Genomic DNA, 24,120 nt, shown 5'->3' on the forward strand with positions numbered 1-24,120 from the left:
TCTCTCCTAAAATTCGCTTGTCGGAGGGGTTTTATCTGGATTACCCGCAATTGTTACATGACAGCATTCCATAGGGCCCGCCAAGCGGACCCGGCTATTCTACTACCGTCGGACTTCGTTACGCCTGCTCGCCGCTGTCGTCGGCAAACCAGGGCTCACGAGCCTTCATGATCAGGGCGGCAGCGCGCTCCTGGTCGACACCCTCAAAATCCAGCAGGTCATCCACAGCCTGTTCGGCCAGGTCTTCCATGCTGGCGATGCCGTTGCTCGCCATCTGGTAAGCCAGCTGGCGGTCCATGCCATCCATGTTGAGCAGGTCTTCCTGCGGCTCGGCCGCATCCAGCTGCTCTTCGGAGGCCAGCGCCTGGGTCAGCAGCGCATCCTTGGCTCGGGCGCGCAGTTCCTCGGCGATTTCCTCGTCGAAGCCCTCGATACCCAGCATCTCCTCAATGGGTACATAGGCGACTTCCTCGAGGGTGGTGAAACCTTCTTCCACCAGTACACCGGCAACGTCTTCGTCGATATCCAGGCGCTCCATGAAGGTTTCCATGATACTGCCGGACTCGGCTTCCTGCTTCGCCTGCCACTCCTCAACGCTCATCACGTTGATCTGCCACTCGGTCAGCTCGGAGGCCAGCCGCACGTTCTGGCCGCTGCGGCCAATCGCCATGGCGAGGTTTTCCTCGGCCACCGCCACGTCCATGGAGCCGGCGTCCTCATCCACCACGATGGACTCGATCTCGGCAGGGGCCATGGCATTGATAACAAACTGGGCCGGGTTGTCGTCCCACAGGACGATATCCACGCGCTCTCCAGAGAGCTCGTTGGAAACCGCCTGTACGCGCGCACCGCGCATACCCACACAAGCGCCCACCGGGTCGATGCGACCGTCATTGGTGTTGACCGCGATTTTGGCGCGCAGGCCAGGGTCGCGGGCAGCGCCCTTGATTTCGATTACCTCCTCGGCGATTTCCGGCACTTCGATGCGGAACAGCTCGATCAGCATCTCCGGGCAGGAGCGGCTCAGCATCAGCTGCGGCCCGCGAGCTTCCGGCTGGATCTCCAACAGGATTGCGCGCACCCGGTCGCCCAGGCGGAAGATCTCACGACCCACCAGCTGGTCACGCGGCAGGCGGGCCTCCGCATTGTTGCCCAGGTCCACGGCGATAAAGTCCCGGGTCACCTTCTTCACGGTGCCGCTCACCAGGTCACCAACGCGATCGCGGTACTCTTCCACAACCTTGGCGCGCTCGGCTTCCCGCACTTTCTGCACGATTACCTGCTTGGCAGTCTGCGCGGCAATACGGCCAAACTCGACGTTCTCTACCTGTTCGCGGTAGACATCCCCGGCCTTCAGTTCCGGGTCTTTCTCATGTGCTTCTTCCAGGGTGAACTGGGTTCCCAGCTCAGCCAGGGTATCGTCATCCACGACTTCCCAGCTGCGGAAAGTCTCATAGTCGCCGGTCCTGCGATCGATGGCCACCTCAATGGTGGAGTCTTCGTCGTAGCGTTTTTTGGTGGCAGTTGCCAGGGCCACTTCAATCGCCTGGAAAATAATATCCCGGTCGACGCCCTTTTCGTTGGAAACCGCCTCGGCTACCAGCAAGATCTCTTTGTTCATGCAGCTGTGCCTCTAAATCGCCTGTGCGCAGGCGCCTACTAGAAAATGACTGAAAAGTTACTTGGTAAACTGGGGAACGATGTTGGCCCGCTCGATACTGTCGATCGGCAGCAGGTATTCGTTCTCGCCGTCGATACGCAACACCACTTCCTCCCCCTCGACACCGGCGAGCAGGCCGCGCCACTTGCGCTGGCCTTCCAGCGGCATACGCAGACGCACTTCAATCTGGTGGCCAACGAAACGTTCATACTGGTCCAGGCGGTAAAGCGGTCGATCCATTCCCGGCGAAGAAACCTCGAGGGTGTACTTGCCGCTGATGGGATCCTCCACATCCAGCACCGCACTGGCCTGGCGGCTGACCTTTTCACAGTCCTCCACCGCGATCCCGTCTTCGGAATCGATATAAATGCGCAACAATGCGTTGCGGCCATGGGTCTGGTACTCGATACCCCAGAGTTCGCAGCCCAGCGAGGCCACTACCGGACCCAGGAGTTCTTCCAGCTGTTCGCGCTTGGTCGCCATTCTATTCACCACACTCTTCGGCTAGCCGCCGGTCCCGGTTACCTGTGCGGTATCGGGTGGCCGGCCAGGCCGCCATAAAGCTGGAGCACACCGACGTACCCCACAAACAAAAAATGGGCTGGGAAGCCCGCCCCACGGTCCGAATGACAAACCGCGGCGCCTACTTCCGGCCCATTCGGAAACCGTATCTCGCAGATACGAAAAAGCCCCTGACCGGGGCTTCAAACGCGAAACGCCGGGTTGCGACCCAACGTTTCAAATTTGGTAGCGGGGGCAGGATTTGAACCTACGACCTTCGGGTTATGAGCCCGACGAGCTACCAGGCTGCTCCACCCCGCATCAACTCCGAGAAGCGAAGCCTGGTGCTCTCCGCTCCCCTGCGGCCAGTTGCCTAACCGCTCAAGAGGCTGCGCATTCTATGGGGACGGGGCCGCGGCGTCAACCCGTCCATGGCATTTAATTTCACCTTCCCCGGCGCATCCCGATTCCTATTATAGAACCAAATCGATAGAAGCAAATCCGGCCGGGGTTTCACCACTTCCACAGGCCCCATTGGTGCCCCATCGCTGCCCCCGGGCGCAGCGGGTGGGCACGTCATGCGCCTGCGGTCGCGCGCGCCTCACACGTACTGCAGCGTCGCGCGCCAAGGCCCAGGCTGCGCCATTCGAGGTATTCAGCCTCAAACACCTGCAGGGAATCCAGGCTGCCGAGGGGCAGGCCTACCAGCAACTTGATGGCCTCCAGCGCCTGGGCGCTGCCAACCACCCCCAGTGCCGGCCCAATCACGCCACTGGTCTCGCAATTGGCCAGCGGCGCGCGTTCCGCCTCTGGAAAGAGGCACGCATAACATGGTGAACCCTCCCGGCGAAAATCAAAACTCACCAGTTGGCCCGAGAATCCCTGCACCGAGGCCATGATGGCCGGTACCCCCAGCGCCCGACAGGCACGGTTGATACTGTGGCGGATTTCCATGTTATCAGTGCAGTCCAGCATCAGGTCGAAGGCAGGCAGGTGACCTGTGAGCCACCCCTCGTCCGCCATCACCGAGTGTGGGTGGATCCGGATTGCCGGGTTGGCGGCCTGCAGCTGCTGCGCGGCAACCAGCACTTTCGGCTTGTACAGGTGGTTGGCTTTGTAGAGTACCTGGCGCTGCAGGTTGGACAGCTCCACCTCGTCGCCATCCACCAGGTGCAGCTCGCCGACGCCCGCGGTGGCCAGGTACAGCGCCGCGGGACAACCGAGCCCGCCCATGCCCACAACCATGACCCTGGCCCCGGCCAGCTTTTCCTGCGCAGCCTCCCCCATCTGCGGCAGCATTATCTGGCGGCTGTAGCGGATACGTTCTTTATGACTGAGCATGTTTCACCAATCGATAAAATCACCGCCTGAAGACTCGGCGGCGATGCTGTTATCAGAGGCCGGTCAGGCTGCCGGCCTTGAACTGCGCAAAGTAGCGCCTGCCCACCTCCAGTTGCAGGCGCTCCCGCGACAGGCGCGAGATATCAGCGCAGAATGCCTGGCCGCAGGCTCCGAGTTCCAGGCGCACGCGCCCGTCCGCAACCGGCACCATGGCCAGCAACTCGGCCGGGAGGCAATTCAGGATACTGGAAAGGCCGGGGCGCTCGAGGCTCAGGCTGATATCTCCGGAACCGAGCAGGAAAGGGACGATATCCCCGGGCCGGTGGCACCCCACTACATTGTCCGCATAGAGCAGGACATCGCCGAGGGACAGGGTCAGCAGGCCCGCCTCGCAGGACTCGACCCGCGCCTCCAGGCGACTACAGCAGGAGTGTTCCGCGCTTTCGCCGGACGCCTGGAACCCGATCAACTCCCGGACGGCGACGGGTCCACGCAGTGCGGCCTCCTCCATCCACAGGCAGTGGCTGGCAAGCAGCTGGATTTCATTGAAATCGTGACTGGTCCAGATCACCAGTGCCGGGTTTCTGGCCCAGAAAGCTCTCAGCGCCGGGATCAGGCCACGGAGTACCTGTGACCGATCCACCGCGGACAGGGGCTCGTCGTAGAGCTGCACTGCAGCATTACTGAATAGCTGGCGTAAAAGTGCCACCCGCTGGGCCTCACCGCCAGAGAGCTGCTCAACCGGCTGCCCCAGTAACGGTGCGATCCCGAATGCCTCGATCAACCCCGCCCGCTCCTCGTGTGCCAGTCGACGGCGACTGTAGCGATGGGCCAGGGCCAGGTTGTCGGCAACGGTCTGCCCGGCAAACAGGCGTACATCCTGGAAGCCAAGCACCAGGTCGCGTTGGTGGGCAGCAAGTCCCCAGGTGCCTTCCTGCCAGCACATGCCGGCAAAGCTCACCCGGCCCGAACAGGCGCGCTGTCCGGCAAGCGCGGCCAGCAGGGTGCTCTTGCCACTACCGGACGGACCGCTGAAGCCGAAGGTTCCCCTGGCCGGGAGGGCGAGCTGCCAGGGCGTCGTGGTATTCAGTGAGGTAACCAGCCCCTCGACGGCCAGCCCCCGCGTGCCGGTTTTCTCGCCGTACCCATGACGCGCCGCCGGACGCAGGAATGACAGTGCCAGATCCATCAGCCCAGCGCCCCCATTACAGGAACGTCCCGGTCTTTCACTACCGCGCTGCGCCCCAGCCAGCGGGCGAGCAGCAACAGTGCCGTGGTGACCACTACCAGCAGGAGCGCCAGGCGGTGGGCCGCACCGTATTCCATCGCCTCCACATGCTGGTAGAGTGCAACCGATACTACCTGGGTCTCACCCGGAATGGCCCCGCCGATCATCAGCACCACGCCAAATTCCCCCAGGGTATGGGCAAAGGTCAGGGCGCAGGCGCTGATGATTGCCGGGCGGCTGGCCGGCAACAGCACCCGCAGCAATGCCGCCAGCGGCGGCATGCCGAGAGCCGCGGCGGCAGAGGTCAGCCGCCCGCCGTGCTGGCTGAAGGACACGAGTAGCGGCTGCACCATAAATGGCAGGGAGTAGATCACCGACGCTATCACCAGGCCGGTGAAGGAGAACACCAGCGGCTGTCCCAGCGCTTCCGCCAGCCAGCTTCCCGGCGCATAGTTCGGCGAAAGCACCAGCAGCAGGTAGAAGCCCAGTACTGTAGGCGGCAATACCAGCGGCAGGGTGATGATCACCTCCACCGCGTGGCGCCAGCGACTCTGCCAGTGACTCAGTTTCCACGCCAGCGGTACACCAATAACCAGTAACAGCGCTGTGGTTACTGCAGCGAGGCGCAGGGTCAGCCACAGCGCGCCCAGGTCGGCAATATCAAGATTCATAAGCCCTTCCCCGCCCCGGGGCCATAACCCAGGGCCACCAGTCGCTGGCGGGTGTCATCACTGGCCAGGAAGTCTGCCAGGGCCTCTGCCATTGAGGGACTACGAGCGTGCCTGAGCACCACCAGCTGCTGTTCAATCGGCTCATAAAGATCCTGCGGTATCAGCCAGACATTATTACGGCCGGCCGCGGTCATCTGGCTCGCGGCGACAAAGCCGAGTCGGGCGTGCCCGGATTCGAGCAGCATGAAAGCATGGCCGGCATTGTGGGCCCGCGCCAGCCGCGCGCCACCGGCCTCCCACAGCCCCAGCGACTGCAGCACCTGCCTGGCAGCGACCCCGAAGGGCGCCACCTCGGGATCGGCCAGCACCAGGGTATCCCGCCAGCGCCGCAGCAGCGCCTCCGATCCCCCCCCGGTATCCGGGAGCCACAGCGCCAGCAGGCCCCGCGCATAGGTGCGGCGGCTGCCCGGCACAATCCTGCCCTGCCGCTCCAGCAAGCCGGGGCGTTGCCGGTCGGCGGAAAGGAAGAGGTCAAACGGCGCGCCGTGCAGGGCCTGCTGGTAAAGCGCCCCGGAACTGCCGCTGGTCAGCACGACACGACAGCGGGTGGCGGCCTCGAATTCCGGCAACAGCGTTTCCAGGGCGGGACGGAAACTCGCGGCCACCGCCACCTTCAGCCGGCAGTCGTCGGCCCCGGCCGGGAGCGCGAGCGCGAGCAGCGCCCCCAGCACGGCCAGCGCACGTATCAGCCCCACTTTTCCAGCTCCGCCTGGTCACTGGCCCGGGCCTCGACCCAGCGCTCTTCCTCAGCACCGCAGGCCCGCCGAACGGTTTCGCGCTTCCAGAACGGCGCCTCGGTCTTGAGCCGGTCCATGATGTACTGGCAAGCCGCGAACGCCGCCTGGCGGTGGGGGCTGGTGACCCCGACAAAGACGATTTCGTCATTCACCTGCATGGGACCTACCCGGTGGACCAGGTTAACCCGCCCCAGGGGCCAGCGCCCGCGTGCATCTGCGACGATAGCCCGCAGGCTTTTCTCCGTCATGCCGGGGTAATGCTCCAGGGCCAGGCCGCCGACCGCACTGCCGGCATTGAAATCCCGCACCGAGCCGACAAACATCGCGCAGGCGCCATCGGCCGTATTCGCCTGCTGCAGGGCCGCGTATTCGGCGGCCACATCGAGGGGGGCCTCGCGTACATCGATGCGGTCCATATCAGCCTCCGGTCACCGGGGGAAAGAAGGCCACCTCGTCACCGGCGGCGACGGCTGCGTCGCTGTCTGCCAGTTCCTGGTTCACCGCCACCCGGATAGCATCGTCATCCAGGTGTTCCCGCCACTGGGGATACTTCTCGCAGAGGACTGCGCACAGCGAGCGCACAGTGCCGGAAAAGTCCTCGAGCCGCAGTTCACCCATACCGAGCTGCTGCCGAAGTCGCGCGAAGAACAGAACCTTGATCATGTCGTTACTCCTGCATGCCTGCATCAGCGAGCTGCCAGTGGCCCCGCTTGCCGCCGGTTTTCTCTGCCAGCCGGGTGGGCCCGATGACCATCGCCGGATCCACCGCCTTGCACATGTCGTATATCGTCAGCGCCGCCACCGAGGCCGAGGTCAGCGCTTCCATTTCGACACCCGTACGCCCGGCCAGTCGGCAAAATGCGGAGATGTCTACCCGATGATCCTCCGGGCACAACTCGAACTCCACGGCCACCTTGGTCAGCGCCAGCGGATGGCACAGAGGAATCAGGTCCGCGGTGCGCTTGGCTGCCTGGATGCCGGCGATGCGCGCCACCGCCAGCACGTCCCCCTTGCGGTGGGCGCCCTCGCTCAACAGTGCAAATGCGTCCGCACTCATGGTTACGCTGCTTTGCGCCCGCGCACTGCGGTCGGTGATCTCCTTGGCCGTGACATCGACCATGCTGGCCTCGCCGCGCTCGTTCAGGTGGGTCAGGTGGCTCATGGCATTATCCCCGGGTCGCACAGTTCTGGCGCTGGAAATCCACGTGCGGCACGAAGTTGCACGGCCGGTGACGCGCGTCCAGCTGCTGCTCCAGTATGCCCTCCCAGGCGGTGCGGCAGGCGCCGGTGGAACCCGGCATGCAGCACACCAGGGTACGGTTGGCGAGCCCCGCCAGGGCCCGCGACTGGACCGTCGAGCTGCCGATATCCCCCAGGGAGATATGCCGGAACAGCTCGCCGAAACCGTCCACCGTTTTGTCGAACAGGGGCTGCAGTGCCTCCGGCGTGGAATCCCGCTCGGTGAAGCCGGTACCGCCAGTCACCAGGACCACCTGCACCTGCGGATCGGCGATCCACGCGGAAACCACCGCGCGCAGCTGGTAGACGTCATCCGGGATTATCCGCCGGTCGGCCAGCTGGTGACCGGCCCCCTGCAGAACCTCGCGCAGGTAACCGCCGGAGGTATCGGTCTCTTCGGTGCGGGTGTCCGAAACGGTCAGCACCGCGATATTGAGCGGGATGAATTCAGTGGAAGCGTGTCCGGCCATTGTTCAGTACTCTCTCGGAAAATTGGTATCGGGAATTTCTTTTCGGGCACCCGACTTCAGCCACTGGATGCACGAACCGGGCGCTGCCCGGCAGTGCGCTACCTGGCAGGGCGTAGTAGTCCGCCGGCGTATTGACGTTGTGGCACCAGTCGCCCGCGCCCGGCAGGGAAAGAGCCCCCAGGTGCCGCAGCAGCGCACCCACGGCATTGGGCGCATCCCCTTCCACCGCGCGCTGCAGGTAGGCCCGGCACCCGGTGTCCAGCGGCAGCCACAGCGGGAAGAAATAGTCGCCGAAGTAGCTGGCGCGGCCGCTCTCGACGCCGGCATGCAGCAAACGGGCTAGCGCTCCTGCCGGGAGCAGCGGCATGTCGACGGGGATCACCAGCGCCGCTGGCGCTTTGGTGGCACTGGCAACAGCGTGCAGTCCCCCCAGCGGTCCCCGGCCGGGGACCAGGTCGGGGACACCGCCGGGCCGGGCACCACTTACAACCACCTGGGCCAGGGGCAGCTCACGCAGCAGCGCACAGGCGTGGTCGAGGAAGGTGCGGTTACCGGCAGTGGGCAGCAGGGCCTTGTCCCGCCCCATGCGGCTGGAGCGCCCGCCCGCCAGCACCACGCCGATGCTCTGTTGTGTAGTTGCCATGTTCATCCCCCCAGCATTGCCAGGTTGCGGGTGGCGCCGGTCAGTCCGCGCTGCAGCTCGTGACCCGCGCTCTTGCCGCCAATCAGTTCACGGATATGGTCGGCCAGGGCCTCCGCATCGCCGGCGGCGATCTCCCGGCGCAGGTCGAAGCCCGCGTCGGCGAACAGGCACAGGTGCAGCTTGCCCTGCGCAGACATGCGCAGCCGGTTGCAGCTCGCGCAGAAATCACTGCTATAGGGGGTGATCAGGCCGACACGGCCGGCGTAATCCGGGTGGTAATACTCCCGGGCCGGACCCGCATCCCGAGCGCGCACCACCTGCTGCCAACCGTCCTGTACAAGTCGGGACTCAATATCTGTGCCAGAGACATGGTTGCTGGCAAAGAACTCACGGTTGTCGCCGGTGCGCATCAGTTCGATAAAGCGCAGGGTCACCGGCATCTGCCGGACCCAGTCCAGGAACTGGTCGAAACCGGCGAGGTTGTGCTGACGCAGGAGGACGGCATTGACCTTGGTCTGGATACCCAGCTCCAGGGCGCGGTCGATCCCGGCCAGGGCCTTCTCGAGGCGGTCGTGACCGGTAATCCGCTGGAATTGCGCGGGATCCAGGCTGTCCACGCTCACGTTCAACTGGTCGAGCCCGGCCGCATGCCAACCGTCTATCTGGGATGGCAGGCGATAGCCATTGGTGGTGATTGCCACGCGACGGATGCCATCGCAGTCATGCACTGCCGCAATGAGTGAGTCGAGGTCGCGGCGCAGGGAGGGCTCGCCGCCGGTGAGGCGCACCTTTTCGGTACCGAGCGAGGCAAAGGCGCGGACGACGGTGTCAACTTCCGCCACGGAGAGGGGGTTTTCACCCTCGAGCGATCGCCCACAGCCAATCCCGTCGGGCAGGCAGTAATTGCAGCGGAAGTTGCAGATGTCGGTCACGGACAGGCGCAGGTAATAAAACCGGCGGCCATAGCTATCTTGTAACATTAAACGCCTTTCCAAAGTCGGGAGGCCACCCGGTTTCCCGTGTGACCCTGGTGGCCTTTCCGGCCACGGTCCCGGCACCTTGCGGCTGAGGCCGTGTAGGCAGCGGGACTCGGTGTTTAAACTGTTGCCAGTGTACCAGCGCGACAGGTTTCTGCTTGGGGCAAAGGTGGTACTCCTCCCGGGGCAAGTACGTTTCGATAATCGACGATAGCGGGGTTCCGTACCCGGACGCCCGGGGGCAACAGTAAAAAAAGCCCCGACGCCTGGCCGGGGAAACGGTTTCCTGTTGTTATCAGAAGCTGGCGGTGAGCATCAGCCAGATTTTGTCAGTATCCACGCCGTACTCATCGGCACTGTAGGTCGCGTACTTCACCAGTGCGGAGAGCTGGTCATTGATCTTGCGGCCGTAGCTGACATCCCACTCTTCGCCATAATCCAGGGACGAGGCGTTAGCGCCAAAGTTGTGATAGGTCACTCCGAAATTTCCACCGGCGAGTTTCGCACTGGCCCCGACATACAAATCCTCGATCCCGTCGGCCGGTGTCGCCAGGAACTTGTCGGCGAAGCCCTGGAACTTGTGCAGGGTGGCAAGCGGCGTGGTGAAGGCCGCTCCGTCATCGCTGCCGAGCACCTCGTAGCCTATTTTCGGCTGCACCGGGCCGATGCTGGCGGCCACTTCGGCGAGGTAGTATTCCGCTCTGTACTCGAGGGTGCTGTCGCCGGTCTCGGACTGGGTGGCGTAGCTCAACCGGGTTGAGACAGGCCCGAATGCACCCTCGTACCGCACGCCGATAGTACGGCTCGAGGCGTTGACCACCGTGTCCAGGTCCAGCTCGTAGAGAAACGCCGTCAGCTTATGGGATTCGTTTACCGGGTAGGCGGCGTGAAGCAGCTGGATAGCGCCCCGGAAGTCGGAATTGACGCTGTCCTCGCCAAAAATCCGGTTGACGTTGTATATGTAGCTGTAGTCGAGCTGGAAACTGTCAGGCTGGCCATACTGGAAACGGTAACCATCGTAAGTCTGCTCGTTCTGGCGCCAGCCCACCCCACCGACAAATCTCTGGTCATCGAGGTTGATGCGCTGCCGGCCGGCGGTGGCTATGGAGGACTTGCCGCGGTACTGCAGGTAGGCCTGGTTGACTTCAGTCCCGGAGGGATCAGCAACCACCGGGTAGAGGGCGTTGCCATTGGTAGTGGAATTGTAATCGCCATCGCCGATCACTGAGACATCATCAAATTCAAGCAGGCTGGAAAATCCGTGGTAAGCCGCACTCTCCCAGGTCAGGCGCGACCTGAGGGTGGAGGCGATGGCATTTTCCTCCAGGTTTTCCTGATCGACGCCCTCGACCCGGTAACGCAGGTTGAGCCCCACGCTTCCGGAACCCAGGGCGTCTGCCATCGAGGTCGCGCCGCTATCCTCCTCTGCCGCATGCACTGCCAGGCTGCTGCAAGCACCCAGAACTAGAACGCCCATTAATTTCGGTAGATATTGCGTATTCATCCGCTTTTCCTATGCGATTGGGTGATCGGGATCGGGAGCAAGTTACACCCCTTTGCGCACCGGGAAAATCCACCGCTTTTTCACCCCCTGAAATTTCCTACCACCCACTCGCCCCACCGGTTACCACCAAATCGGTAAGCGGAGTCATTCTACGGAAAGAGCCCCTCCGGTGCCGGTATCGTCGTGAAGGAAGTTATGCTGCCGCGCGAACTGCAGTCGTTGCTGATAACGCTCTCTCTGGATCGCCAGGTACATCACCACCATGCACAGTGCGAGCACTCCGTAGAGCAGCATAAAGGCCGCACTGTGAATACCCACTAAATCCTGCGCCATACCAAACATGACTGGTAGCGTGAAGCCGCCAAAGGCGCCGATAGTCGCCACGGTCCCCCCGACACTGCCCATATGCCCGGGAAAGTTGTCATGGAGCGCCTTGTATACCGAGGCGCGTCCGAAGCCCTGGGCTATACCGATCACCAGCAGCAGCAGGGTGAACAATTCGATACTCACTTCAATACTGAGCTCCACATCCCTTTCAACCCCATGGATTGTCATGCTGGTCGGCGGGTAGCTCAGGAAGAACAGGCATACCAGGCAGGTCCAGAAGACACTCCAGTTCACCGTGCGGGCACCGTAGCGGTCGGCAAACCAGCCTCCCAGCGCCCGCACAGAACTCGACAGGGCCACGAACACCAGGGTCAGGGCCATGGCAGTGGTCAGGGATACCTCGTAGACAGAAAGGTAGTAGTGCGGCAGCCACAGCAGCAATGCCAGGAAACTACCAAACACAAAGTAGTAATAAAGCCCGTAACGCCAGACCCTCAGTTGGCGCAACGGCTGCAATTGCTGCGCCAGGTTGCTCGCCCGCCGGCGCTGCATATAGCGGGTCTCCTCCGGTGCGGCCACTGCGAACAGGACTACCATCACCAGCAGGCCCATCCCATAAAGCGGGCCTATCCAGTCTCGCCCGGCCCAGCTCTCTATGGCCGGGGCCAGCGCCAGGGTAATCGCCGCGCCGGCGTTACCGGCACCAAAGATACCCATGGCTGTTCCCTGCTGCCTGCGCTCGAACCAGGGATTGATATAGCGAATGCCCAGCACGAAAGAGACACCGGAAATCCCCAGCCACAGGCCGGCGAGCAGATGCCCCGGAAAAGTGCTGATGGTCGGCAGCAGGACCAGCACCGGTAGCAGCAACAGCATCTGGACCAGGATCAGTTTCTTTGCGGAAAAACGCTCCACCAGCAGCCCGGCCGGGAACCTCAGTAACGCCCCGGTGAAAATCGGGGCCGCAAGCAGCACGCCGAACTCGGTCGCCGAGAGCTGGAACTGCTCCCGCAACTCGACACCGAGAACGGCATAGAGGATCCATACCGAGAAATTGGCCGCAAACATGGCCGTGGCGAGAACAAGTACGCGTCCCGCCAGTTGCTGTGAGTATTGCATTACCGGGCTCCGTTGTTTTCCCCATTTTACGGCAACTGTTTCCCGGCCTGCGTATTTCCGGGGGGCGATCTGCAGTGTTACCTCCAAAAATATCCTGCAAATGGAAGAGGCAAGCACTGCTACCACCTTGGTGGTAAAACAGCGCCCGCTCGCGTTGTTTACCGGCGAGACGCCCTAGCCCATAGGGGTAAGTTATCGGAAAATTGCCCGGATTTTCCCGCGTGCCTACCCCCTTTGTCCGCTTCCTCTCTGGCACCACTCCCATACCATCGGGGCCAGACCCACTTAACCAACGATTCCCGTCACGCCGGAGATATAACCATGAGTGAATCGAGCGGCCTCAATCTACTGAATTGGGGCGATCCCAAGATAAAAACACTGCACATTACCTGGTTCGCGTTTTTCCTGAGCTTCGTGGTGTGGTTCTCCCACGCACCGTTGTTGGTCTTCATCAAGGAGGCCTTCGACCTCTCCAGCCAACAGGTCAAGGCCCTGCTCATCCTTAACGTGGCACTCACGATTCCCGCCCGCATTATTATCGGCATGCTCGTCGACAAATTCGGGCCGCGGCATGTTTACAGTGGCCTGCTGATAATCTCGTCACTGATCTGCCTCGGTTTCGCCACGGCAGACAGTTATGAATCACTGGCACTGTTCCGCTTCCTGCTCGGCTTTGTCGGTGCCGGTTTTGTTATCGGTATCCGCATGGTGGGTGAATGGTTCCCCGCCAGGCAGGTGGGCCTTGCCGAGGGCATCTATGGGGGCTGGGGCAACTTCGGCTCCGCCGCCGGCGCTATGAGCCTGCCGACTATCGCGCTACTGTTTGGCGGTGACGACGGCTGGCGCTACGCGCTGGGCCTGACCGGGATAATCGCCGGTACTTACGGCTTCATCTATTACCACATTGCCCGCAATACACCGAAAGGCTCTACCTACTTCAAGCCGAAAAAGAGCGGTGGCCTAGAAGTGACCAGTATGCGGGACCTCTACTTTTATCTGCTGATGAACGTGCCCATGTACCTGGCACTGGGCGCGCTGGCCTATAAACTCTCCCCCGCCGGGGTGGCACTGCTGAGCCAGCAGGCCACTTATGCCATGTGGGGACTGCTGGCGGTGCTGTTTGCGCTGCAGACCAGGATGATCTGGCACGTGAACAGCGAACACCTTAAAGATGGTGTACCGGAGCTGGAGAAATACAGTTTCAAGCAGGTGGCCATTCTCGACCTGGCCTACTTCGTCACCTTCGGCTCCGAACTGGCGGTGGTCTCCATGCTGCCGCTGTTTTTTCTCGAGACGTTCGAGGGCCTGAGCCCGGTCAAGGCGGGCCTGCTGGCTTCCGGCTTCGCGTTCATGAATCTTGTGGCGCGGCCCACCGGCGGCTATTTCAGTGACAAGATCGGCCGCCGTCGCAGCCTGATGTTCCTGGTAGGCGGCCTGGCCGTCGGCTACCTGGTGCTGAGCCAGATCCACGGTGGCTGGTGGATTCCCGCCGCGGTGGCGGCCACCATGATGTGCTCCTTCTTCGTACAGGCCGGTGAGGGTGCCGTATTCGCCATCGTGCCCCTGGTGAAGCGCCGCATGACCGGGCAGATCGCGGGGATGGCCGGTGCCTATGGTAACGTGGGGGCCGTCACCTTCCTTACCGTCCTGTCCTTTGTCAGCTACAGCCAGTTCTTCCTGGTCATTGCTGGCGCAGCCGCGGTGATCTTTTTTGCCTGCGCCTTCCTCGACGAGCCTAAAGGCAAGATTGCGGAAGTACTGCCCGATGGCACCGTGCAGCTGATCAGTGTGGAATAACCCGGGCAATTGCCGGACAGGGAAGCGGCCTGCGGGCCGTTTTCCTGTCTCCGGGGTACAGCCGTCCCAACCGCTGGCAGTTGCGGTCTGGACACCGGCACCCCACCCCGGCACAGTAACCTTCTGGCCGCCAGGAAAGAGACATGAATGCACCAACCGCCCCATTGCCAGCGGAAGTCTCCAGCGCCCCGGTCCTGTCTTCCGGCCTGTGTAGCACTGCTGGACCCAAGCCCCAGAACGAGGATGCGGGTGTTTTTCACTGGCCCGCCAGCCCGCACCTGCAACAGTACCTGGGTGCGGTGGCCGCCGTCGCGGATGGCGTAAGCTCAGCCGAGGCAGGCGCCCTCGCCAGCAGCACGGCGACGCAGCAGTTCGTGGAGGATTACTTCCGTACACCCGATACCTGGTCCGCGGCCCATGCCGGGCAGAAAATCCTCGCCTCCATCAACAGCAAGCTCTATCGCAAGAGCCACGAGTTTGCCCAGGAGGAAAAGGGCTTTCTCTGCACTTTCTCGGCGGTGGTGTTCAAATCCCGCAGTGCGCACTATTTCCATATCGGTGACAGCCGCATCTACCACCTGCGCCAGAAGCAGCTGAAGTGCCTGACCCGCGATCACACGGTGGTGCTGTCCCATCGGCGCCGGATGCTGGCGCGGGCGTTGGGCATGGATACCGGCCTGCAGGTGGATTACGGGCGGGTGGAACTGGAGCGTGGCGATTGTTTCCTCATTACCAGCGACGGGGTCCACGACTTTGTGGATGCGGAGTTTATCCGCACACTGCTCGCGAACACGGACCTGACCGAACAGCAGAAGGCCGAGACGCTGGTCAGGGCCGCGGAGGAAAATGGCAGCGACGATAACCTCACCGCGTTGGTCGTGCGGGTCAGGTCGGTGCCGGAAACCACACTGGATGACTACAGTCGCCAGCTCACCCGGCTGCCTTTTCCGCCACCGCTGGAGCCGGGCATGATCCTGGACGGCTACCGGGTGGAGCGGGAAATCTTTTCCTCCCAGCGCAGCCAGCTCTACCTGGTGAATGATACCGCCTCCGGCGAGGCACTGGTGATGAAGACGCCCTCGATCAACTATGAGGACGACATCCACTATATCGACCGCTTCATCCAGGAGGAGTGGATCGGCCTGCGGATCCAGAACGATCACGTGGTGGAAGTGCACCGTCAACAGCGGCCGCGCACAGTCCTTTACTACCTGATGGAATACGTGGACGGCCGCACGCTGGAAAACTGGATGACGAAAAACCGCTTTCCGAAACCGGCCGAGGCCTTCCGTATTATCCGCGAGGTCGCCGCGGGACTGGCTGCATTCCACCAGCAGGAAACCATTCACCAGGACCTGAAGCCCGCCAACATCATGCTCGACCGTGCAGGGCGCGCAAAAATCGTGGATTTCGGCTCGGTCTATATTGCCGGCAGCGCCGAAGTCTTCCGGCCGCTGGAACATCCCGGCGCCCTGGGCACCGCCTCTTATTCAGACCCGCACTATATTCTCGGGCGCAACACCGGTATCCAGGGCGATATCTATGCGCTGGCCACCATTGCCTACGAGTTGTTCACCGGGGAGCTGCCCTATGGCGAGGGCATCAACGAGTGCCGCTCGCTGGCCGATTACGAGCAGCTGCGTTACCGCCCCGCGGCGACGTTTAACCCCGTGGTGCCAATCTGGTTCGATCGCACACTGGAACGGGGCTGCAGCATCGATCTCGAGGAGCGCTACCACACCCTGGACGCCTTCATCACCGACCTGGGCACCCCCAACCCGGATTACCTGCGGGACGACCCGAGCGATCAGCAGGGCCAGAACGCCTCCATGTTCTGGAAATTGCTGTGCGGACTCTGGGCCATCACCCTGCTGGCACTGCTCGCCCTGTTTTCGTCCGGCAATTGACCGGCCGCTATATTCCGGCCGCCGCGGGCAGAAGGGGTAGTGGGTCCCTGGACAGATATTCCCCGGCTTGTTCACCGGGCAAACAGAAAGCGTAATAACCGTTGAATTGACCGCCTTACCACTACCCCGAAAGGGGTAGAGACGGCCTCGCCTGTAAGTAGCCGTGCAGCCACCCCGCCACTCAGCTCCTCTTGTACCGAGACATAGAACACCATATGTTGTGCCTAGCAAAAACGCAGGCACAACATGTAGATGATAAAAATCAAGTTAGCTCGGTAGCCACCGTGGTGGCATACCGACAACTTCACCAGCCAGGAGGCCCCATGTCCGCATCCACAACCGTCACCCCAGAAGCCAGCGCCGCCGGCGCCGTGCCCAGTGGCCGCATTCCGCCCGGCCTGCTGGTGCGGAAGCGCGATGGCCGCTCCACCGCGTTCGATAGCCGCCGCATCCACAGCGCCATTTTGCGGGCCGGGCAGGCAAGCAGTGACTTTGACGCGGACGAGGCCGACCTGCTGACGGCACAGGTTTGCAAGGTGATTGGCCATCGCTGTGACGGTAGCGCGCCGCTGGATATCGAGGAAATCCAGAATATCGTCGAGCAGGTACTGATCAGCAACAACCACCTGGATACTGCCCGGGGCTACATCGCCCACCGGAGCCGCCATCAGCAGTTGCGCGAGGACCGCCGCACCCTGCTGGATGTGAGCGCCTCTGTCGACGAGTACCTGCAGCGCGAGGACTGGCGCGTGGCAGCCAATGCCAACCAGGGCTATTCCCTGGGTGGCCTGATCCTTAACAGCGCCGGCAAGATGATCGCCAATTACTGGCTCAACCACGTCTACGACCCGGAAATCGGTGCGGCGCACCGGGATGGTGATATCCATATCCACGACCTCGACATGCTGGCCGGCTATTGCGCTGGCTGGTCCCTGCGCACGCTGCTGCAGGAAGGCCTCAACGGCGTGCCGGGCAAGGTGGAGTCCGGGCCGCCCGCACATCTGTCCAGCGCGGTGGGGCAGATCGTCAACTTCCTCGGCACGCTGCAGAACGAGTGGGCCGGTGCACAGGCATTCAGCTCTTTCGACACCTACCTGGCGCCCTTTATCCGCAAGGACGGGCTCGGCTACAGAGAAGTCCGCCAGTGTATGCAGGAACTGATCTTCAACCTCAACGTGCCGTCCCGCTGGGGCACGCAGACACCGTTTACCAACCTCACCTTCGACTGGGTCTGCCCGGAGGACCTGCGCGAGCAGGTGCCCGTCATCGCCGGTGAGGAAATGCCCTTTACCTACGGTGAGCTGCAGGAAGAGATGGACCTGATCAACCGCGCCTATATCGAGGTAATGAGTACCGGCGATGCGCGCGGCCGGGTATTCACCTTCCCCATCCCCACCTACAACATCGCGCCCGATTTCCCCTGGCACAGTGACAACGCCGAGCGGCTGTTCGCCATGACGGCGCGCTACGGCCTGCCCTACTTCCAGAATTTCATCAATTCCGACCTGAGCCCGAACATGGTGCGCTCCATGTGCTGCCGGCTGCAGCTCGACCTGAGGGAGCTGCTCAAGCGTGGCAACGGGCTGTTCGGCTCCGCCGAGCAGACCGGCTCGCTCGGCGTGGTGACGGTCAACTGCGCGCGCCTGGGCTACCTGCACCGGGGAGATGAAGCGGGCCTGATGGCCGCCCTGGATCGCCTGCTGGAACTGGCGCGCAACTCGCTGGAACTCAAGCGCAAGGTCATCCAGCGCCACATGGACGCGGGCCTATTCCCCTATTCCAAGCGCTACCTGGGAACCCTGCGCAACCACTTCTCCACCATCGGCGTGAATGGCATCAACGAGATGCTGCGCAACTTCAGCGGCGACCGCGACAGCATCGTCACCGAAGAGGGCCAGCGCATGGCGGAGCGCCTGCTGGACCATATCCGCGCGCGCATGACCGAGTTCCAGGAGCAGACGGGCCACCTCTACAACCTCGAGGCGACACCCGCGGAGGGCACCACCTACCGCTTCGCCCGCGAGGACAGGAAGCGCTACCCGGATATCCTCCAGGCCGGCAGCGATGAAGCCCCCTACTACACCAATTCGTCGCAATTGCCAGTGGGCTTTACCGACGATCCGTTCGAGGCGCTCGCGCGGCAGGAGTCACTGCAGTCGCGTTATACCGGCGGCACCGTGCTGCACCTGTACCTGGGCGAGGAACTGCCGGACGCCGACAGCTGCCGCCGGCTGGTGCGGCGGGCGCTGCAAAACTACCGCCTGCCCTACATCACCGTTACACCGACATTCTCGATATGCCCGGTACACGGCTACCTGAGCGGCGAGCACCCGTTCTGCCCGCGCTGTGATGAGGAGCTGCTGGCGAAAAAACAGTGCGGCAAAGAACAGAGCGGTAAGCAACAGTGCGGGGCGCCCGCGTAAGGAACACATCCCGCATACTGGAGACAGTGACACCCGAGAAGAAAGAAAGGAGAGCTATCATGCAAGACCATACCAACCTGCTCAACGATGAAGAACGCACCCCCTGTGAAATCTGGAGCCGGGTGATGGGTTATCACCGGCCGGTGTCCTTCTGGAATCCGGGCAAGCAGTCGGAGCATCGCGAACGCCAGTACTTCGTCGCTGACAACGGGAAAACACCCGCAACGGGTACTGCAACAGTGGCCATTAATCCGTGAGTGAGTCCCTGCGGGTCGGTGGCTTTACGCCCTTTACCGCCATCGACTACCCGGGGGCCCTGGCAGCCGTGGTGTTCTGCCAGGGCTGCCCGTGGCGCTGCCGCTACTGCCACAACAGTGAGCTGCTGCCCGCCCGGGCGCCGACGCCGTATCGCTGGAGCAAACTGCTGGCGTTTCTTCGCGGGCGCAGCGGGCTGCTGGATGCCGTGGTGTTTTCCGGCGGCGAGCCCACCGCGCAGCGGGCACTGGAAAGCGCGATGACGCAGGTGCGGGAGCTGGGGTTCAAGGTGGGACTGCACACCGCCGGCATGTACCCGCGGCGACTGCAGGGACTGCTGCCGCATCTCGACTGGGTGGGCCTCGATATCAAGGCATTACCTGAAAATTATCCCGCTATCACCGGCGTGGAAAAAAGCGGGGCCACCTCCTGGGACAGCGCCCGGTTGCTCGCCGAGGCAGGCATCCCACTGCAGGTGCGCCTCACCCGGCACCCGCAGCTTACCAGTGATGCCGAACTCGATGAGGTAAGGCGAAGGCTTGCCGACCTGGGAATCTCCGACCTGGTGGTGCAGGGTTGCAATACCGAACGCTGCCTGGACCAGGAGCTGCGACTGCCCCACTGAGCGGGGAACCGCCAGCGGCGACAAAACCTGCCCGGGAGTGTTTCTGCTCCCGGGCAATTAATTGCTCCCGGCAGCTGCACTGCTGTATTGGCAACCGGAAACTATCGGTGACGGCAGGGGTGGTACTACCGCCGTCAATTGACGGGAATATCTAGCGGGTCAACTGCCAGGTGACCGCCCGGCGGATCGGCGTAAAGTGATTACTCACCCGGAGTACAGCCTTGCGCAGCAGCCGTGCCGGGGCGCGGTCATCGGTAAAGAGCCCGACGACGCGATTGGTGCCCTCGTATACCGGCCATGACTCGAGCCTGTGCGCCAGCTGGTAGCGGCCCAGCGCACGCCGCAGGGCCTGGTCGGAGTCTAGACCGGCTACCCTGCGCAACTGGCGCGCCAGTGACTCCGCGCTGGCCAGGCCGAGATTGAAACCGTGAGCGGTAACCGGATGCATACCCACGGCGGCATCGCCAATCAGCGCAAACCGCTCGGCGCAGAATTGTTGCGAGTACACCGCCACCAGCGGGTAACAGTGCCTCTCGCCCTCGCATTTTACTGCGCCCGGTGCGAACCCGGCCTCCCGCGCCACATGTGCGGCGAAGCCGCACTCTGACAACCCCATCAATTCATTACTGCGACTCGACGGCACCGTCACCACCGCCGACGAGACTTGCGGATCGGCGAGTGGCAACAGCGCCAGCGTGGAGCCGTACCGGAAGCACTCACGCGCAACACCTTTATGGGGTTCGCCGATGCGCACGCGGCCAACGATCGCCGAGCGACCGAAGTCCCGCATATCCGCGCCGATACCGGCCATGCGGCGGGTTTCCGAGAAACGGCTGTCGGCCGCCACCACCAGCGGCACCTGCAGGGAGTCGCCGTCGCTGAGCGTAACTTCACGGTAACCGCCTTTCAGCCCGAGACCGCTTACCGTGGTGCAATCCTGCCACCGGACATTGGCCTGCTGCGCCACCACTTCATACAGCACGCGCCGGATGGCTGCATTCGCCACTATGTACCCCAGCGGTCCCCGCCCACGGTCGTCAAACTGCAGGCAGTAGGGCGAGGTGCCGCTGACCACCTGTGCCTCAGCCAGATCGCTGATCTCCTCCTTGCGCAGCCGCTGCCAGGCGCCCAGCTTTTGTAGCAGGCGCACCGACTTGTGTGTGAGGGCGATCTCCCGGCCATCGTCGGCAGGTTCTGCCAGCGAGGTACGGGACTGGCGCTCAACCAGTGTCAGCCGGTAGCCACTGTGGGCGAGGAACGCGGCAAAGGCCAGGGCCGCCGGCCCGGCACCAACCACGGCGATATCCGTTGCCTGCATGCACTTCTCCTCAGGCCGGCGCGCCGGTCTCCTCCGACGCGATGGCGAAATGGTAAATTTCGGGAATCAGGCTGCGGTCGTCCATGCGCACCCCCAGGTCGCGGATCAGACCGTCGCGAATATCGTAGATCCAGCCGTGCAGGCTCAGTTTCTGGCCCCGCTCCCAGGCGTGCTGGACGATCTTGGTCCGGGCCAGGTTCTGCACCTGCGCCCTGACGTTCAGCTCACACAGCCGCGCCGTGCGCGCCGCCTCGTCGAGCCCCTCCAGTTCCTGGCGGTGCATTGCGTAGACATCCTTGATATGTCTCAGCCAGTTATCCACCAGCCCGCATTCGCTGTGCCCGAGAGCAGCCTGTACACCGCCGCAGCAGTAGTGGCCGCAGACCACCACGTGTTCCACCTTCAGCACCTCCACCGCGTACTGCAACACCGACAGGCAGTTGAAGTCCGTGTGCACCACCACGTTGGCGATATTGCGATGCACAAACAGCTCGCCCGGCGCCATGCCGACGATCTCGTTGGCGGGCACGCGCGAATCAGAGCAACCAATCCACAGGTACTTCGGTGTCTGCTGGCGGCTGAGGCGCAGGAAAAACTCCGGGTCCTCTTCGGTGCGATCACTTGCCCAGGCACGGTTCTGGCGGAATATCTGCTCTATCTCTGCCATCTCAGGCTGCCCTCCCGTCCAGCAGGTCAATGCCGCCGATCTCAGCAGAGGCCACCAGCTGCTGCAGGTAGGCGCCAGTATTGGCCCGGCGCGCGCGCTCCTGCAGGAAATCGCTGATCCTGTCAGCGACATAATCGAACTCGAGGGGACGGCCCGGCTCGCTGTGTTCCACATAGATGAGGTGCAGGCCATACTCGGTTTCCACCGGTTCCTGCACCAGGCCCTGCCCCTGGCGGAAAACCGCTTCCTCGAAAGGTGCCACGGTATCGCCGCGGCTTACCTGCCCCAGGCTGCCGCCCGATTCGCTGGAGGAGCACTCCGATGCAGCCTTCGCCAGGTCGGCAAAGGTCACCAGCGGGTCGCTGGATTCCTGCACCTGGCGCAGCAGGTCGGCTGCCGAAGCCCGCGCCTGTTCCCGCGCCGCTTCGTCGTCGGGATCCGCGGCCAGCAGGATATGGCGGACTTCGGCCAGCGGCTCTGAGCGGAACCTTTGCCGGTTCTCCTCGAAGAAGGCACGGCAGGCCTCTTCTGTAGGCGCCGGCACGTCCATGTCGCCCGCGACGAGCTGCCCCACCGCTTTATCGAACGCCTCACTGTTGATTTCGACATCTGCCTCACACAGGCCGCGCTCCACTGCCGCCTCGCGTAGCAGCTGGCCGATCACCAGCGAGCGTGCCGCGGCATAAGCAGCCTCGCGGGGTGTGGGCGCCGGGTGATATTGCATCTCCGCATAAATCTGCTCGCGCGGGATTTCCATTCCATTGACCGTCACCGGGGCGAGAAAAAGCTCGGTGTCGCCCTGCTTGTCCGATGTCAGCAAGTTGCTCATCTGGACCTCCTGTAAGAGTCCGTTGTAACTGTACTTTTTTTGCGCCCGGGTAATGAGCGCCTGGATTGTTGCGGCGCGCTGGCTTCATCGCGAAAACCGATATAGACAGCATCGGCACCATTGTCGATGGCCGCTCCCAGTGCCGGCAGGAATCCGGCAACGATCCACGGCATCAAGTTTGTTCTTCGCGGTCAGGCCCAGCTCGGTGTCACTGTTGACGGTATCCGGTGCTTGCGGTGGAACTTGCAAGAGAGTGACTGGCAGTCAATGCCTCACTCCTTTTCACAGCAATAGTCGCGGCACCAGCAACGGCGGGCGCCCCCCGCATGCCTGGCAGCACCGGGACTGCGTCATGCGCAACCCCGGCGATCACTCAGACCTCCCTGGTGGGACGCGCGCGCACCACCTGGTAGTTGCGGCGGAAGTATTGCACCGGCACGCTCCACACATGCACCAGGCGGCTGAAGGGGAACAGCAGGAACAGGGTCATGCCGAGGAAGATGTGCAGCTTGAAGATGATGTGCACATTGGCAATGGCCGCTGCCGCGGTGGTACCGTCAAGAGTCACGATGGACTGCGCCCAGGTCATCAGCTTGAGCATTTCTGCACCGTCCAGGTGGCCGGTGGAGACCACGATGCTGATCAACCCCAGGATCAGTTGTGCATAGAGCATCAGCAGGATGGTCAGGTCCATGCGCGAGGTGGTAGCCCGGATACGCGGGTTGGTCAGGCGGCGCTTCACCAGGATGGTCAGGCCGATAAAGCAGATGATGCCGAACAGGCCACCGATGCTCATGGCCATCAGCTGCTTGGTGGCCGCGGAGACGCCAACTGCGTGCCAGACCCACTTGGGCGTGAGCAGGCCCACGAAGTGGCCCGCGAGGATTGCGATCACACCGATGTGGAAGAGGTAACTGCCGACGCGCAGCTGTTTCTTTTCCAGCAGCTGGCTGGAGCCCGTGCGCCAGGTGTACTGGTCGCGGTCATAGCGGATAAGGCTGCCCACCACGAACACGGTCAGGGCGATAAAGGGATAGATGCCGAAGAGTAGTGTATTCAGGTAGTCCATCATCTTACTCCATAGAAGCGCGGTGCTGCGGGGCCGGCTGTTCTGCCGCGTTGACCCAGTTGAGTGGCTGGCCGTCCCGGCGCTGGGTTTCGCTGGGGCGCATGGTGAGCTGGTCACAGGCACTACCCTGGGTGCCGGAGAAGGAAACAGCCTCTTCCTCCCAGATCTTGTCCAGGGCCTCGGGCGTGTCGTCGGGCTCCTCACCGGCGATGCGTTGCTGCAATGCCGGCACATCCACCTCGACTCCGGACAACTGCAACAAAGCATCCATCAGCAGGTGGTAGGGACTGTCTTTTTCCCGCAGGCGCGCGGCGAGCAGCGCCAGCACATGGGAGACTTCCGCCAGCCATTCGGTCGCCGCCTCTCCCTGGGTCGCGCAGAATTCCAGGTAGGTGGGCAGGTAGTCGGGCAGCTCACGCTCGTTCAGGGCCAGCCCGGCACTGCGGTAGCGGGCCATCAGGTCAACCATCGCCTGGCCGCGATCCCGGGACTCGCCGTGCACATGCTCGAACAGGTGCAGGGATACCTGCCGGCCCCGCTCGAACAGCCCGTCGTATTCCGACTGCCAGTCCAGGGCATCCATACGTTCAAAATAGGAAATGAAGGCCAGCAGCTTGTCGCGCAGGGCCGTATCGATATCGGAGGACTCCGCTACCCAGCGGGTCAGCTCGTCCAGGTTTGCCACCAGCTCGTCCGCGGGATAGTCGAGCAGGCGTGAAATCAGGTTCAGGGTTTTCATAAGTTTTCTCGCAT

24 protein-coding genes, 1 tRNA gene and 1 riboswitch are annotated in these 24,120 nt (G+C 62.8%); of the genes, 5 read left to right on the top strand and 20 right to left on the bottom strand.

Annotation, left to right across the window (positions count from 1 at the left end; translation table 11 throughout):
* Positions 1-118: 118 nt before the first annotated feature.
* The 15 genes from nusA to ACH6CX_RS17810 form a co-directional block, all read right to left on the bottom strand.
* A complete protein-coding gene (gene nusA / locus ACH6CX_RS17740) occupies positions 119-1,621 on the bottom strand; it encodes a transcription termination factor NusA (RefSeq protein ID WP_233006127.1) in 1,503 nt (500 codons plus the stop codon).
* 57 nt (positions 1,622-1,678) lie between these two features.
* Positions 1,679-2,143 carry a ribosome maturation factor RimP gene (gene rimP, locus ACH6CX_RS17745; protein ID WP_233006128.1) on the bottom strand — a complete coding sequence of 155 codons (465 nt, stop codon included), beginning with the start codon at positions 2,141-2,143 and terminating at the stop codon, positions 1,679-1,681.
* Between the two features lie 262 nt (positions 2,144-2,405).
* Positions 2,406-2,482: transfer RNA gene (locus ACH6CX_RS17750), tRNA-Met, on the bottom strand.
* A gap of 255 nt (positions 2,483-2,737) precedes the next feature.
* On the bottom strand, positions 2,738-3,502 hold the full coding sequence (locus ACH6CX_RS17755; protein ID WP_396676095.1) for a HesA/MoeB/ThiF family protein: 765 nt from the start codon (positions 3,500-3,502) through the stop codon (positions 2,738-2,740).
* 52 nt (positions 3,503-3,554) lie between these two features.
* Entirely contained in the window at positions 3,555-4,691 is a 1,137-nt protein-coding gene (locus tag ACH6CX_RS17760) for an ATP-binding cassette domain-containing protein (protein WP_233006130.1), read from the bottom strand.
* The gene (gene modB / locus ACH6CX_RS17765; RefSeq protein WP_233006131.1) at positions 4,691-5,401 is read right to left on the bottom strand and encodes a molybdate ABC transporter permease subunit; all 711 of its coding nucleotides are present in this window, start codon (positions 5,399-5,401) and stop codon (positions 4,691-4,693) included. The genes ACH6CX_RS17760 and modB overlap by 1 nt, the downstream gene beginning before the upstream one ends.
* On the bottom strand, positions 5,398-6,156 hold the full coding sequence (gene modA / locus ACH6CX_RS17770) for a molybdate ABC transporter substrate-binding protein (protein ID WP_233006132.1): 759 nt from the start codon (positions 6,154-6,156) through the stop codon (positions 5,398-5,400). The genes modB and modA overlap by 4 nt, the downstream gene beginning before the upstream one ends.
* Positions 6,147-6,614, bottom strand: coding sequence for a molybdopterin synthase catalytic subunit MoaE (gene moaE / locus ACH6CX_RS17775; protein ID WP_237064096.1), 468 nt, complete (start codon positions 6,612-6,614; stop codon positions 6,147-6,149). Before moaE ends, modA begins: the two co-directional genes overlap by 10 nt.
* Before the next feature lies 1 nt (position 6,615).
* The gene (moaD, locus tag ACH6CX_RS17780) at positions 6,616-6,861 is read right to left on the bottom strand and encodes a molybdopterin converting factor subunit 1 (RefSeq protein WP_233006134.1); all 246 of its coding nucleotides are present in this window, start codon (positions 6,859-6,861) and stop codon (positions 6,616-6,618) included.
* 4 nt (positions 6,862-6,865) lie between these two features.
* Positions 6,866-7,360 (bottom strand): cyclic pyranopterin monophosphate synthase MoaC, encoded by a 495-nt coding sequence (gene moaC / locus ACH6CX_RS17785; RefSeq protein ID WP_233006135.1) that lies wholly within the window; start codon positions 7,358-7,360, stop codon positions 6,866-6,868.
* Between the two features lie 4 nt (positions 7,361-7,364).
* Positions 7,365-7,907: a molybdenum cofactor biosynthesis protein B gene (moaB, locus tag ACH6CX_RS17790; protein ID WP_233006136.1), complete on the bottom strand. Its 543-nt coding sequence runs from the start codon at positions 7,905-7,907 to the stop codon at positions 7,365-7,367.
* Positions 7,885-8,550: a molybdenum cofactor guanylyltransferase gene (locus ACH6CX_RS17795; protein ID WP_237064097.1), complete on the bottom strand. Its 666-nt coding sequence runs from the start codon at positions 8,548-8,550 to the stop codon at positions 7,885-7,887. The genes moaB and ACH6CX_RS17795 overlap by 23 nt, the downstream gene beginning before the upstream one ends.
* Positions 8,551-8,552: 2 nt before the next feature.
* Positions 8,553-9,530, bottom strand: coding sequence for a GTP 3',8-cyclase MoaA (gene moaA, locus ACH6CX_RS17800; RefSeq protein ID WP_233006138.1), 978 nt, complete (start codon positions 9,528-9,530; stop codon positions 8,553-8,555).
* Positions 9,519-9,657: riboswitch (molybdenum cofactor riboswitch) on the bottom strand. (Overlaps the previous gene by 12 nt.)
* Positions 9,658-9,822: 165 nt before the next feature.
* Positions 9,823-11,004: an alginate export family protein gene (locus tag ACH6CX_RS17805; RefSeq protein WP_233006139.1), complete on the bottom strand. Its 1,182-nt coding sequence runs from the start codon at positions 11,002-11,004 to the stop codon at positions 9,823-9,825.
* Positions 11,005-11,175: 171 nt separating this feature from the next.
* Positions 11,176-12,477, bottom strand: coding sequence for a nitrate/nitrite transporter (locus ACH6CX_RS17810; protein WP_233006140.1), 1,302 nt, complete (start codon positions 12,475-12,477; stop codon positions 11,176-11,178).
* 321 nt (positions 12,478-12,798) lie between these two features.
* Between ACH6CX_RS17810 and ACH6CX_RS17815 the strand changes: the two genes are divergently transcribed.
* From ACH6CX_RS17815 to ACH6CX_RS17835, 5 genes are all read left to right on the top strand, one after another.
* Positions 12,799-14,274, top strand: coding sequence for a NarK family nitrate/nitrite MFS transporter (locus ACH6CX_RS17815; protein ID WP_233006141.1), 1,476 nt, complete (start codon positions 12,799-12,801; stop codon positions 14,272-14,274).
* 143 nt (positions 14,275-14,417) lie between these two features.
* Positions 14,418-16,181: a bifunctional protein-serine/threonine kinase/phosphatase gene (locus ACH6CX_RS17820; RefSeq protein ID WP_237064100.1), complete on the top strand. Its 1,764-nt coding sequence runs from the start codon at positions 14,418-14,420 to the stop codon at positions 16,179-16,181.
* Between the two features lie 323 nt (positions 16,182-16,504).
* Entirely contained in the window at positions 16,505-18,604 is a 2,100-nt protein-coding gene (locus tag ACH6CX_RS17825; RefSeq protein ID WP_237064102.1) for a ribonucleoside triphosphate reductase, read from the top strand.
* A gap of 59 nt (positions 18,605-18,663) precedes the next feature.
* Positions 18,664-18,861, top strand: coding sequence for an anaerobic ribonucleoside-triphosphate reductase (nrdD, locus tag ACH6CX_RS17830; protein WP_233006144.1), 198 nt, complete (start codon positions 18,664-18,666; stop codon positions 18,859-18,861).
* The gene (locus tag ACH6CX_RS17835) at positions 18,858-19,484 is read left to right on the top strand and encodes an anaerobic ribonucleoside-triphosphate reductase activating protein (protein WP_237064104.1); all 627 of its coding nucleotides are present in this window, start codon (positions 18,858-18,860) and stop codon (positions 19,482-19,484) included. Before nrdD ends, ACH6CX_RS17835 begins: the two co-directional genes overlap by 4 nt.
* 151 nt (positions 19,485-19,635) lie before the next feature.
* Here the strand turns inward: ACH6CX_RS17835 and ubiM are convergent, their stop codons facing one another.
* The 5 genes from ubiM to narJ form a co-directional block, all read right to left on the bottom strand.
* Positions 19,636-20,802, bottom strand: a complete 1,167-nt coding sequence (gene ubiM / locus ACH6CX_RS17840; RefSeq protein WP_396676102.1) for a 5-demethoxyubiquinol-8 5-hydroxylase UbiM — start codon at positions 20,800-20,802, stop codon at positions 19,636-19,638.
* A 10-nt stretch (positions 20,803-20,812) separates the two neighbouring features.
* Positions 20,813-21,469: a carbonate dehydratase gene (gene can, locus ACH6CX_RS17845; protein ID WP_233006147.1), complete on the bottom strand. Its 657-nt coding sequence runs from the start codon at positions 21,467-21,469 to the stop codon at positions 20,813-20,815.
* 1 nt (position 21,470) lies between these two features.
* Positions 21,471-22,298: a peptidyl-prolyl cis-trans isomerase gene (locus ACH6CX_RS17850; RefSeq protein WP_233006148.1), complete on the bottom strand. Its 828-nt coding sequence runs from the start codon at positions 22,296-22,298 to the stop codon at positions 21,471-21,473.
* 373 nt (positions 22,299-22,671) lie between these two features.
* Positions 22,672-23,367 (bottom strand): respiratory nitrate reductase subunit gamma, encoded by a 696-nt coding sequence (gene narI / locus ACH6CX_RS17855; protein WP_237064108.1) that lies wholly within the window; start codon positions 23,365-23,367, stop codon positions 22,672-22,674.
* Positions 23,368-23,371: 4 nt separating this feature from the next.
* Complete coding sequence (narJ, locus tag ACH6CX_RS17860) at positions 23,372-24,106, bottom strand: nitrate reductase molybdenum cofactor assembly chaperone (protein WP_237064109.1); 735 nt, start codon at positions 24,104-24,106, stop codon at positions 23,372-23,374.
* Positions 24,107-24,120: the final 14 nt, after the last annotated feature.

The organism is Microbulbifer sp. JSM ZJ756, from assembly GCF_044383805.1.
In the GTDB taxonomy this organism is placed as follows: domain Bacteria; phylum Pseudomonadota; class Gammaproteobacteria; order Pseudomonadales; family Cellvibrionaceae; genus Microbulbifer; species Microbulbifer zhoushanensis.